This is a genomic window from Exiguobacterium sp. s130 (genome assembly GCF_018619055.1).
Classification (GTDB): domain Bacteria; phylum Bacillota; class Bacilli; order Exiguobacteriales; family Exiguobacteriaceae; genus Exiguobacterium_A.
The window spans coordinates 525,395-537,827 of the sequence record NZ_JACSNI010000001.1 but is presented as its reverse complement, the minus strand read 5'-3'; the positions used below and the strand labels follow the sequence as shown (position 1 = coordinate 537,827).

The following is a 12,433-nucleotide window of genomic DNA, read 5'->3' as shown; positions in this document are numbered from 1 at the left end:
ATGTTAATCGAACAAATCATGAATACGACGTGCATCACGATGCAACCGACGAATTCCATCGCGCATGCGGTTGAACTCATGCAACGTCATCAGATTCGTCATATTCTCGTCGTTAATGTCCGTCATGAACTCGTCGGTCTTGTCGGACTAAAGGAAATTCAAAGTGCGAGTAGCATCTTTCATCCGGACACAGCAAAACAAGACCTACAGTATCCCGTTTCAAGCATTATGATCGAAAGCCCTGTCACGGCCCATCCGCTTGATTTTCTAGAAGATGCTGCTGTGCTGTTTTATGAATATCGCTTATCCTGCTTGCCAATCGTTCGCGGTCGACGTCTTGTCGGTATCGTCACGGAAACGGATCTGTTACGGACATTCGTTCAGTTGACGGGTGCACTCGAACCAAGTTCCCAAATCGAGATCCGTGTCGAGAATACAGCAGGTACATTAGCGAAGATTTCCGCACTGCTTGCTAAAACGAATATTAATATTTTAAATGTACTCGTGTATCCAACAGACGATCCGTATGTCCGGATCGTTGCGTTTCGTGTTCAGACGATGAATCCAATTCGGATCATCGAGAAGTTACGCAAAGAAGGATTCGATGTACTTGGACCGGATGTGAGCAGATGAAGGATTTTGCTTATCTGTATAGTCCTGAAGAAGCAACCTATCGATTTTCCGAGACCCACCCTTTTAACCCAATCCGTCTCGAATTAACCATTTCCTTGCTTGAATCGATGCATCAATTAGATGACATCCCTTGTATCGCCCCACGTCATGCGACCGATGAAGAATTGGCACTCGTTCATGATCAGGATTATATTGCTGCTGTCAAAGCAGCCGGAACCGGAGTATTATCACCACTCAAGGCACAGATGTACGGTCTTGGTACGGAAGATACTCCCTTGTTTCAAGGCATGCATTCGGGTGCTTCCCTCCTTGTCGGCGGAACGATTGAAGCATGTGACCTCGTCTTATCTGGTCAGTATAAACGCACCTTTCATATCGGCGGTGGATTACATCACGGGTTCCGCGGACGTGCTTCAGGGTTTTGTGTCTATAACGATACGGCTGTCGCCATGGCGGCGATGATTGAAAAATATCACTGTAAAATCCTTTATGTCGATACGGATGCTCACCACGGGGATGGTGTGCAATGGGCCTTTTATAATCGAAATGATGTCATGACACTATCTCTCCATGAAACAGGTCGCTACTTATTTCCAGGAACGGGGATGGTAACGGAGAGAGGATCTGAAGAAGGATACGGTTTTAGCTGGAATGTACCACTGGATGCTTTTACGGAAGACGATTCGTTTTTACTTGCTTATGAGACGGCACTCTTTGAGGCATGCGAGTTGTTTCAACCGGATCTCATCATCACACAAAATGGCGCTGATGCGCACGTGCTTGACCCATTGACGCATCTATCCTTAACGATGAAAAGTTATGAAAAGATTCCTCAAATCGCTGTGGCTGCGGCAGAAAAGTATACAGATGGAAAAATCGTTGCTTTAGGCGGCGGTGGTTATGATTGGTATCGTGTCGTTCCTCGCGCGTGGAGTCAGGTTTTTGCTGCCATGACAGGACAAGATCCTTTTCACGGGGAAATTCCAATTGCATGGCAAGAACGATGGGGCGGACAGGAAATAGCGCCACCCACGCACTGGCATGATCCGTCACCACTTTATCCCGCAATTCCAAGACGTCCTGAAATTGAAGAAAAAAATTGGGAGACCGTCAAACGATTGATTTGGCCATTCGTAAACGATGAACGTAAAAAACAACTGACAGCGATTTCCCCCTATTCCGCTGATTAATTGACTTTTTATCTTCACATTTATTTCGTTCGGAGTTCACATCTTGTTGCTATACTAAATATGGAATTTTTACTTAGTAAACGAATAGTTGGGGGAATCATCATGAAAAAGGCATGGCTTTACTCCGGTCTCATTCTGTCGACAGGGATCGTACTTGCAGGGTGTGGGAATGAAAAGCAGGCAATGGATCACGATAACATGCAAGGGGCCGGAAAACCGACCGTCGACGTCACTGTCGATATCCCAGCAAAGACAATGGATGAAGATGCCGTCGTCTTTAAAGCATCCGCGGTCGAAAAGAAAAAGCCCGTCAACCTTGAGGATGTGACGTTTGAAGTTTGGAAAGCTGGAAAACAAGATGGGGCACATCAAAAATTCAAAGCAACCTTGAAAAAGACAGGTTTCTATCAAGCAGAAGCCAAACTTGCTGAAGGTGAATACGAAGGTCTCTATCATATTAATGATAAAAAAGGACTCCATCACATGGATAAGATCTCTTTTGTCGTCATGGATCATTCACATGAAAAAGAGGAAGCATCGCATGAACACGAAGCCGTCGATGGTCTGTCTGTCCATTATATGGGTGCGACGAAAGTAAAGGCTGGTGCTGACCTCCCTGTCTCCTTTCACGTTTTTCTCGATGGAAAACCATTAAAGGCGAACGTTCAGGTCGAAGTCATTGAAACCGGTATTGAAAAACATAATTATGTTCCATTAACTAAAAAAGGTGATGCATACAGCGGAAAAGTCACATTGAACGCCCCCGGTCAGACGACTGTGCGTCTGCACGTCGAAAATGATCAACTCCACCATCACCAAGATGAACTCATCACCGTCATAAAATGAAAAAGCGTCTCTTTTTTCAAGCAGCTTGCTTGAGAGAAGAGACGCTTTTTCGATTAAGGGCGTGTCGAATCCCGTTGTTCGATTCGGTGTGGTAACGTGACATCGTTCGTTTCGATTTCTTCTTTGTTCAAAATCTTTGTCAAAAGACGCATCGAGACTGCTCCAATATCATACATCGGCTGAACGACAGTCGTCAGTTTCGGACGAATCATCGTCGCAAGACGTGTATTATCGTGTCCGATGACTTCGAAGTCTTCTGGAACACGGTGTCCGGCATCTTGTAAGGCATGGATGACACCAAGAGCCATCTCATCTGTTCCAGCAAAAATCGCACGTGGGCAATCTTCTCCAAGTTCAAGCAACTGGTTCATCGCCTTCATTCCTGAATCATACGTATAGTTTCCAAGGACGACGTTTTGTTCGCTGAACGGAAGATTTGCCTCTTCGAGCGCCCGACGATAACCAGCAAATTTCTTTTCACCATTGATTTGCTGTTCAAGTGGACCAGTGATGAACCCGATCCGTTCATGTCCACGGTCAATCAATGATTTGACGGCGTCATGTGCAGCACTTTCGTAATCGATGTTGACGGCAGGAAGGTCATAATCTTGATTTAGTGTCGCAGCGAGAACGATGGGCACAGGTGATGTCTTGAATTCACGAACGAGATCCTCATGTAGACGTCCACCCATGAAGATGATCCCATCAACCTGTTTTCCAAGTAATGTATTGAGCAAATGGATTTCTTTTTCCCGATTTTGGTCGGAGTTACAAAGAATGATGTTATATTTATACATCGTCGCAACATCTTCGATCCCCCGTGCTAAATCCGCAAAAAAGATGTTCGAGATATCGGGTACGATGACACCGACAGTCGTCGTTTTTTTACTTGCAAGTCCACGAGCAACAGCGTTCGGGCGGTAACCCAGTTGTTCGATTGCATCTTGGACCTTCTTTCGTGTGGATGGTTTAACGTTCGGATTCCCGTTGACGACACGCGATACGGTCGCCATCGAGACCGCCGCCTCTCGTGCGACGTCATAAATCGTAATATTACTATTCAAAACAAATTCCTCCTTTAGTATGATCGATCTCAAGTGTTTTCATTTCGTTTTCATTTTTAGGCAACACGAAAGGAAGACAGGAAAAGATAGTTTTCTTTTCCCATTCTTCCTTTATTGTAAAACGTTTTCATTCGCTTTAGGTCACCCTTTTTCGAAAATCATTGAACGTTTAGTGCCGGAAAGGTTGTCGTCAAGTTTTCGACGAACGTATCGAATTCTTGGAAATCAAGTTGTTGGTTCGCATCAGATAGTGCGAGTGCCGGAAACGGATGGACTTCAACCATGACAGCATCAGCACCGATCGCGTAAGCCGCTTTCGCTGTCGGCAACAGAAGATCCTTCCGTCCTGTCGAATGCGTCACATCGACCATGACAGGAAGATGTGTCTCTTGCTTCAGAATTGGAACTGCTGAGATATCAAGCGTGTTCCGTGTTGCACGTTCGTATGTCCGAATGCCGCGCTCACACAAAATGACTTGATCGTTACCACTTGCCATGATGTACTCAGCCGCGTACATGAACTCCTCGAGTGTTGCAGCAAGTCCTCGTTTTAAAAGAACCGGCTTATTTGTACGACCGACTTCTTTTAGTAAATCGAAGTTTTGCATGTTGCGTGCGCCAACCTGGATAATGTCGACATATGGTAAAGCAGATTCAACCGCACTCGGCGTCATGATTTCAGTGATGACATGCAAACCGTGCGCGTCCGCTGCTTTTTTCAACATTTTTAGACCCTCGAGTCCAAGACCTTGGAAGTCGTAAGGTGATGTGCGTGGTTTGTACGCCCCACCTCGCATGAACTTCACGCCGTGTTTCGCGAGTTGTTCCGCGACTTCGAATACTTGTTCCTCGCTCTCGACCGCACATGGTCCAGCGATCAATTGTTGAGAACCATCTCCGATGACAGCATCTCCGATTCGGATGATCGTGTTCGTCGGTTTTTGTTTCCGTGATACGAGTAATTTCCGAGTCCGATCTTCTCCTTGTAATTCAAGAGAAGCTTTGAAAATTTCTTTAAATACATGCTGAAGGCGTCCTGTTTCAAAAGGTCCATGGTTATTAGCAGCAATTGATTCGAGCATTTGACGTTCCCGAACAGGGTCGTAACGGTCAAGCCCTTGTGCTCGTTTGACTTTTCCGATTTCGACAGCAATTTGACCACGTCGGTTCATCAATTCCAATAATTCTGCATTCACTAAATCGAGTTCATCCCGTAATCTTTTTAATTCTGCGTGTTGATCCATGTCCTACCACTCCCTAATCAGCATATAGCTCGTAATAGCAACTAATTATAACGAACTCTTTCCATGTTGTACATAAAGAAGCTGCATGATTTCTTAAAATATGAAAATAAATTACGTTTTTTCATATAATTTTTTCTACGTTTTCTCTATAAAGAAACATAGAAAAAGAGCCCTCATGATGAGAGCTCCGTATTCACTTCTTATTTCTTATGATTCACATCAGATTGTGGGTCATTGTCTTCCTCTTGCTCTTCCGCTAACTGTTCCCGTAGCTCTGAAAGATCAACGACCGTTTCCGTATCGATTTCTTCTGCCACGGATGCGCCATCGACTTCGTCCCCAATTTCACGCTCGATGTCACGTACAAGTTGTTCTGCTTCTGCGAGAGCTGCATCGATACTTGCCTGATCTTTCTCAAAACCAGCGTATTGTGCCGCTTCTTGAACTGTCGAATTATTCTTTGCTTTTTCAATGACAGGTGCTGCTTTGTCTTTTGCCAGTTGAATCCATTCTCCCACGAGTGGTTCTGCTTTTTCGCGAACAACTTGCGTCTGTTCCGTCAAACGTTGACGTGCAGGAGCCGTACGCTCGTCGATTAAGTCGCGCATCTCACGACCTGATTTCGGACTAGAAAGGAGAGCTGCCGCGGCACCAATCAATCCACCAACGATGATTCCCGCGAGGAAACCTCCTCCTTTAGAAGAATCTTGTGTTTGATATGGGTGTTGTTTCGTCATGATTTACGATCTCCTTTCAACTCATCTGGAATGCTTTCGACGTCCGGGACGGATACGACTTCCGGTGTAACCGGTGTCTCTGCTTTTTTCCGGAATCGACGACGTGGTTTTTTCTCGACTGTCGTCGTCGCTGTCGTATGATTTGAAACTGTTGTTTCTGCCGGTTTATTTTTTTTGAATAATTCTACAGCGACTGAGCCCCAACGGACTGCTTGTGCAATCTGGTCTTTATTCGTATCTGCCGCACCAGCGACCGTATCGGATACCGTCCGGACAGAATCTGTTACTTTATTCAAGGACGTACCAAGCTCTTCGATCGAGTTTGCAACAGGTGCAAGCAACTCGGTTTTTTCTTCAATCGTATCGACAAGACGATTCGTCTTATGTAACAACGCTGTCGTCTCCATCATGATACCGTCCAATTGACGTTCAAGTCCTGCTGTCGTGTTGGCTACATTGTTCAGCGTCTTACTTGCAGCACTTAGTACACGGGCAAGGAAAATGACGAGTACTACGAATGCGATCGCAGCGACTAATCCGGCGATTCCGCCTAATGTGATTTCCATGGTTCTTGCCTCCAATTTTTTGCGTAGTCTTTTGTTGTTAGTTCGACATGTAGCAAGTCGTTCCTGCTACTCCAAATGGTTTATTTCCGTTACAATGATAATTGAAACCTACATCATCCATTTCGAGGGGGAAATTTCATGCGTGACCCACGTCTTACTCAACTGGCAACGAATCTGATCAACTATTCGGTTGCCCTTGAACCTGGTGAAAAAGTATTGATTGAAAATTTCGGTATCGAACGTGAACTAGTCGAAGCACTCGTAGAAGCTGCCTACGCGGCTGGCGGTCATCCGTTCGTCTTACTTAAGGATAATCGTATCCTACGAAAATTATACCGAAATGCTTCAGAAGAGCAACTCCAATTGATGGCAGACATCGAACGTAAGCAGATGCAGGCAATGGATGCATACATCGGATTACGAGCTGGTGATAATATCAATGAACTATCGGATGTACCAGCTGAACAAATGAAACTGTACGGTCAAACGATTGGTAAGATGCATACACAGGATCGCGTCAAAGGAACGAAATGGGTCGTCCTTCGCTTCCCGACAGCATCGATGGCTCAACTCGCCAATCAATCGACAGAAGCATTCGAAGACTTTTACTTCGATGTCTGTACGCTTGATTACGAAAAAATGGGACAAGCGATGGAACCGCTCGTCGATTTGATGAACCGGACGGATCGTGTTCGTCTCGTCGGACCAGGAACGGACCTTTCGTTCTCGATCAAAGACATCCCAGCAATCAAATGTGCCGGAAATGCCAATATTCCGGACGGTGAAGTCTTTACGGCACCCGTTAAAGATTCCGTCAACGGTGTCATCTCATATAACACACCATCTCCGTATCAAGGATTCACGTTTGAAAACGTCAAACTGACGTTCAAAGACGGTAAAATTGTCGAAGCGACGGCGAACGATACGGATCGTATCAACCAAGTCTTCGATACAGATGCGGGTTCTCGTTTCGTCGGCGAATTTGCAATCGGCGTCAATCCCTTCATTCAACATCCGATGAAGGATATTCTATTCGATGAGAAAATCGACGGCAGCTTCCACTTCACACCAGGTCAAGCTTACGAAGAAGCCTACAACGGTAATGATTCATCCGTTCACTGGGATCTCGTCAACATCCAACGCCCTGATTACGGTGGTGGGGAGATCTGGTTTGACGACGTATTGATCCGTAAAGACGGTCGTTTCGTCCTTCCTGAACTCGAAGTCCTCAATCCTGAAAACCTGAAATAAGAAAAAGCGGATGGCTCGTCCTTCATAGGACAGGGGCATCCGTTTTCTATATCTTATTTTTTCAATGTCGCACGAAGCATCCAGATTTGTTTTTCGATTTCCTTCGCTTGACCAAGCAGATCATCTTCGACTGTTACGTCTTGTGCCTCAAGATGTTCAATCGCATCAAGCATCTCTTTTCGGACTTGTTGGAAGTCTTTAATGACCGAATCGATCATCTCATCTGCTGACAAACCTGATTTTGCTTCTTCGAGTGTCGTTTGTTCTAAATATTCTTTTAGCGTCGCTGAAGGTGTTCCGTTATTCATCAAGAGACGTTCCGCAACGACATCATACTGCTCAGACACCCATGTATAGAGTTCTTCAAGCTTCTCGTGAAGCGTCAAGAAGTCTGGACCTTTAATATACCAATGGTAGTTATGGAGCTTAACGAATAGGACCCCATAGTTTGCGACCTGTTGATTCAAAGCTGATTTTGCATGATTACTGATCATCTGATATTCCCCTTTCCTGATTTCAAATGACGTTCTAATTCATCTTTATCCTTAAATAACAAAGGATAAACATCATTTTCAGGAAGATTGGATTATCGCGGACGTTTTAATCCCTTTAGCATATATCCGCCTTTGAAGTCGACGGAATCGAAGGCAACGAGAAATGCTTTCGGTTCATACTCCTCGACGAGGTTACGGAGCACTTTCATACGTGTTCGTGCCGCAAGGACATCTAATCGGTAACGAACACCGTCTCGACCTTGTCCTTGATAATGCGTCACACCGAAACCATTATCACGGATGACTTGAATGAGTTCTGCCGGAAATTCTTGTGTGTGTACTTGGATCATATTGTAACCGATGGCTAGTTTTCGTTCGACATATCCACCAATGAGTATACCAAGTCCGAATCCGAGTGCATAAACGACCATACCAAGTGTCGTTAAGTCTTGGAACACGATTCCTAGTGCAAAAATGTAAATCAATGTTTCGACCGTCCCAAAGAGTCCGGCAATGACGGTCCGTCCTTTGACAAGCATGATCGTCCGCAATGTCAAAACAGGAACGTAAATCAACTGGAGCAATAAGATGAGTAAAATCTGTCCCATGGTGTCTTTCCTCTCTATAATAACTTCAACACATACACACTATTTCAAACTTTATTTCAAGATGCAATCCTATTTCAGATTTTCCTTATCAGTTTTTTGATTTTACTATCACAATTCAAATTTACGACAAAAAAATGCCACTCTAATCGAGTGACACTTTTGGTTCTCACTTATTTTACACTTTGATATTGATGCTGATACGTTTGAATGTCGCCCGCTCCCATGAATAGAAGCACAGCATTTTCATGCTGACGTAGGACAGAAACATTGTCGCGCGTCAGAATAGAAGCTTGCGGGATTTTCTCCTGCAAATCTTCGACTCGAACTTGCCCTTCCTGTTCACGTGCTGAACCAAAGATTTCACATAGATATGTCGCATCTGCTTCACGTAAAGATGTCGCAAAATCATCCATGAATGATTTCAAGCGTGTGTACGTATGCGGTTGGAAAATCGCGATGACTTCACGATCCGGATATTTCTTCCGTGCCGACTCGATCGTTGCGCTGATTTCTTTTGGATGGTGTGCGTAGTCGTCTACTAAGATTTGTGTGCCGAATTCTGACTCACTGAAGCGGCGTTTCACTCCACCGAATGTTGCTAAACGTTCAGCAACGTCTTCTTTACTCAATCCTTCGTACTGACAGATCGCAATGACCGATAATGCATTCAAGACATGATGACGACCGAATCCTGGAATCAGGAACGTGCCATAGAAATCATCACGTAAATAGACATCAAACGATGTGCCGTCTGGCGTTGATGTCGCATTTTCAGCTCGGAAATCATTGTTTTCTCCGAATCCATAATAAAGAACAGGTACATTCGCTTGAATGTTTTGAAGATGTTCGTCATCTCCACAAGCAACGATTGCTTGCTTGACCTGCATCGCCATCTCTTGAAAAGCCGAAACGACATCATCGATTCCCGTGAAATAATCCGAATGATCGAAGTCGATGTTTGTCATGATAGCGTAATCCGGCTTGTAATATAAGAAGTGACGTTTGTATTCACATGCCTCGAAGACGAATGCCTTCGCATCTTCTACTCCTGCCCCTGTTCCGTCTCCGATCAAGAAGGCCGTCGGTGTAATACCGCTCAAGACGTGTGAAAGCAAACCTGTCGTCGACGTTTTTCCGTGTGAGCCTGTAATGGCGACCGAACGATATTCATTTGCTAAGTGTCCTAAGAAATCGTAATAATGATGGATCGTTAAACCAAGTTCATTTGCCCGTGCGATTTCTGGATGATCATCTCCAAAGGCATTCCCCTGGATGATGACATAATCTTCTTTGATGTTATCCGCATTGAACGGGAAAAATGGAATTCCCTTAGCCCGTAACGCGTCTTCAGTAAAAATGTGCTTTTCGATGTCTGAACCTTGTACCTCATGATTCATCTCATGTAGTACTTGGGCGAGCGCACTCATCCCTGTTCCTTTGATTCCAACAAAATGATACTTTGTCATATAAAAGCCCTCCAATTCACGTTCCGGTCCGTACCATCGGGCTCGGGTACAAAACCTGTACCATTATAGCAAACCGATTTATTTTTTACCATGTAAATTATTTTGCTCTCGACGCGCACGATACATCGCCATCAAGTCTTTTGTCGTCATAACGACATTGACAGGCGGTCCAACCGGCTTTTTCACTTCCGACTGAACGGGTGCTACTGCTTCCGCTTCAGCAACAGATGGATCCAAAATCGAAGTGACTTCTTCCGATTGTTGCTTCTCTGCTTCTTGATCATCAAGAAGTGCCTCGCTCGATGTATCCATCGGAACAGTTTGCTCTTCTACGGTTTCACGTGTAGAAGGTGCTTCACTTACCCGCTCTTTTACAACCGTTTCTTCTGTTTCAGGTACGGTCGGCAATTCGACTTCGCTTACGTGATCTTGATTGGCTTCAGGTTCCGGTACAAGTAATTCAACGTCCGTCACCGGTACAAAGCCAGCATCTGCTTCTGCATTGTCTAAGACAACTTCTTCCGGCGCAATAGCCTCCTGCTCCGTCAAAGTAACCTCATCAGTAATTCCCTGTTCATCTGCATCTGAAACCTGTTCAACGGTTTTTGTTTCTTCCGCAGCTTCTACCGTTTCAGATACAGATTGTTTCGGACGTTGGAATCCATAAATCGGTGAAGGAACATCTGTTAAAACGAAGCGGTCTTCGCGCTCCTCTTTTTTCGGACGCTCTACCGGCTTTGTCTCACGTTCCCCCGCAAGCTCTCGACGAATTCGGGCAGCCTGCTCCTTTAGTGACTGTTCATAACGATTACTCATACGTTCACCCCTCCATCTTGTTAAAAAATCGGTCGAATCATCGACCGATTGAGAATGCTTCCCCTACTGCTGATGTATCATCAAGTACAAGAATCCCTTTTTCTTGTGGCGCATTGGCAAGTCCGAGCTCACGCGCTGAACATAGCATACCACTTGACGGTACGCCACGTAATGCTGAAGGACGAATGATTAACCCAGACGGCATGACCGCACCCGGTTTAGCGACGACGACCTTTTGACCCGCTGCTACATTCGGCGCTCCACAAACGATTTGTAAAGTTCCGTTATCCACCTCTACCTGACAGACCGATAATTTGTCAGCATCCGGATGCTTCTCACAAGAAGCAACAAACCCAACAACGAATTTCGGAGAATAGTCAACTTGTTCGAGTGACAATTCGATATCTCGGTTTGCAAGTTCCTTTTGGATGCGTGTTGCCAATTCTTCCGTCAATTCAACCGGTCCTCGTGACTCGATCGTAAATGTATTCGACGCCTCAAACAAGTTGTAACCAATAATACGATCACCATGCTTGATTGTTGCTACGTCTCCTTCACGAGTCGCCGTCACTTCCGCACGTGGTGCGTCTTCTAAAATGATCATTAAGACGTCACCGACGCCCTCTTTATTATAAAACACATTCATTCAATCCATGACTCCCTTCCGTCTTTCTCACAATGCCTATTGTATCAGATTCTTTACTCTTTCGGCTGCTTGTTTTTCGCGAGGACGAAGACCGGCTCAAGATTGCCATCTTCATATAAGAATGGCAATGCCGTAACAGGTACACGACCGTTCGAGAAGAAATCAAACATGAGTTGTTGTAAGACATCATATCCAGCGTCATTGCGGATATCGGCAAAAATCAAGACATCCTGGTGTGGAATACCAACAGCGAATTCCCCTTCGATTCGCGCCGCGTAATCAGCTAACAATGTCTTGTTCAAGACACGACTCGCCTCATATCCGTCTCCAAGACTCAAGAAATAAAAGATGTTCCCCGCTACTTCATCTTGTTTAAATGGCGCATCGAGCGATTTCAGGTTAAAACGTGCAGCTTCTGACAGCTGTTCAGCCGTCCATTCTGCAGATGCCAATAACTCTTCGTCAATCAAACGATATGTCGCCCCTAAATCAAGTGCGTACATGATTTTCGTCTCACCAGTATGTGGTGTGCTGACAAGCGTTTTTCCTTCTTTTGTCGTATCAGCAAACGATTTAGCCCGAATGACAGGGAATATTTTCTGTTCTTGTCCAACGAGTGAAATTTGATCCGTTTGTCCGAGTACAGCACGGATGTATTCGATCGTCTCTTCGACTGCGATGACACCTCTTCGTTTTGCTTTTGCGACGAGCGGGTTCAATCCGACATCAACGCCTGATTTATCATGCTTCCGCTCAATTCGTAACACGGACTTTTCACGATCGAAATACGTTGTATAACCTTCTTCTTCGAATGTTTGTGTCATCATTCTTCGGATTTGTTGTAGTTCCACTTGATTTCATCCTTTCTATCA

The 12,433-nt window shown here is 45.0% G+C and carries 14 protein-coding genes; 4 read left to right on the top strand and 10 right to left on the bottom strand.

Annotated features, from left to right (window positions below; translation table 11 throughout):
* The 3 genes from HZS85_RS02705 to HZS85_RS02695 all read left to right on the top strand — a co-directional run bounded on the left by HZS85_RS02705 (position 1) and on the right by HZS85_RS02695 (position 2,669).
* Positions 1-633 carry an acetoin utilization AcuB family protein gene (locus tag HZS85_RS02705; RefSeq protein ID WP_214852796.1) on the top strand — a complete coding sequence of 211 codons (633 nt, stop codon included), beginning with the start codon at positions 1-3 and terminating at the stop codon, positions 631-633.
* Complete coding sequence (locus tag HZS85_RS02700) at positions 630-1,823, top strand: acetoin utilization protein AcuC (protein WP_214852792.1); 1,194 nt, start codon at positions 630-632, stop codon at positions 1,821-1,823. Before HZS85_RS02705 ends, HZS85_RS02700 begins: the two co-directional genes overlap by 4 nt.
* 102 nt (positions 1,824-1,925) lie before the next feature.
* Positions 1,926-2,669: a FixH family protein gene (locus tag HZS85_RS02695; RefSeq protein WP_214852789.1), complete on the top strand. Its 744-nt coding sequence runs from the start codon at positions 1,926-1,928 to the stop codon at positions 2,667-2,669.
* A gap of 53 nt (positions 2,670-2,722) precedes the next feature.
* Here the strand turns inward: HZS85_RS02695 and ccpA are convergent, their stop codons facing one another.
* The 4 genes from ccpA to HZS85_RS02675 form a co-directional block, all read right to left on the bottom strand.
* Complete coding sequence (ccpA, locus tag HZS85_RS02690; RefSeq protein WP_035406207.1) at positions 2,723-3,733, bottom strand: catabolite control protein A; 1,011 nt, start codon at positions 3,731-3,733, stop codon at positions 2,723-2,725.
* Positions 3,734-3,891: 158 nt separating this feature from the next.
* Complete coding sequence (locus HZS85_RS02685; protein ID WP_035406204.1) at positions 3,892-4,977, bottom strand: bifunctional 3-deoxy-7-phosphoheptulonate synthase/chorismate mutase; 1,086 nt, start codon at positions 4,975-4,977, stop codon at positions 3,892-3,894.
* A gap of 200 nt (positions 4,978-5,177) precedes the next feature.
* Positions 5,178-5,714, bottom strand: coding sequence for a YtxH domain-containing protein (locus tag HZS85_RS02680; RefSeq protein ID WP_056062709.1), 537 nt, complete (start codon positions 5,712-5,714; stop codon positions 5,178-5,180).
* Complete coding sequence (locus HZS85_RS02675) at positions 5,711-6,280, bottom strand: DUF948 domain-containing protein (RefSeq protein ID WP_035406198.1); 570 nt, start codon at positions 6,278-6,280, stop codon at positions 5,711-5,713. The genes HZS85_RS02680 and HZS85_RS02675 overlap by 4 nt, the downstream gene beginning before the upstream one ends.
* 138 nt (positions 6,281-6,418) lie before the next feature.
* Between HZS85_RS02675 and HZS85_RS02670 the strand changes: the two genes are divergently transcribed.
* Positions 6,419-7,531 (top strand): aminopeptidase, encoded by a 1,113-nt coding sequence (locus HZS85_RS02670; RefSeq protein WP_035406195.1) that lies wholly within the window; start codon positions 6,419-6,421, stop codon positions 7,529-7,531.
* Positions 7,532-7,584: 53 nt separating this feature from the next.
* On the opposite strand, the gene HZS85_RS02665 is transcribed toward HZS85_RS02670, so the two are convergent.
* From HZS85_RS02665 to HZS85_RS02640, 6 genes are all read right to left on the bottom strand, one after another.
* Positions 7,585-8,025, bottom strand: coding sequence for a Dps family protein (locus HZS85_RS02665; RefSeq protein ID WP_023469073.1), 441 nt, complete (start codon positions 8,023-8,025; stop codon positions 7,585-7,587).
* Positions 8,026-8,117: 92 nt separating this feature from the next.
* On the bottom strand, positions 8,118-8,633 hold the full coding sequence (locus HZS85_RS02660) for a DUF2179 domain-containing protein (RefSeq protein WP_035406192.1): 516 nt from the start codon (positions 8,631-8,633) through the stop codon (positions 8,118-8,120).
* 170 nt (positions 8,634-8,803) lie between these two features.
* Positions 8,804-10,099, bottom strand: a complete 1,296-nt coding sequence (gene murC / locus HZS85_RS02655; RefSeq protein ID WP_035406189.1) for a UDP-N-acetylmuramate--L-alanine ligase — start codon at positions 10,097-10,099, stop codon at positions 8,804-8,806.
* A gap of 78 nt (positions 10,100-10,177) precedes the next feature.
* Entirely contained in the window at positions 10,178-10,915 is a 738-nt protein-coding gene (locus HZS85_RS02650) for a hypothetical protein (RefSeq protein ID WP_214852786.1), read from the bottom strand.
* Between the two features lie 37 nt (positions 10,916-10,952).
* Complete coding sequence (gene ytpR, locus HZS85_RS02645; protein WP_214852783.1) at positions 10,953-11,561, bottom strand: YtpR family tRNA-binding protein; 609 nt, start codon at positions 11,559-11,561, stop codon at positions 10,953-10,955.
* A gap of 53 nt (positions 11,562-11,614) precedes the next feature.
* Entirely contained in the window at positions 11,615-12,412 is a 798-nt protein-coding gene (locus HZS85_RS02640) for a DUF1444 domain-containing protein (RefSeq protein WP_056062718.1), read from the bottom strand.
* Between the last annotated feature and the right edge of the window lie 21 nt (positions 12,413-12,433).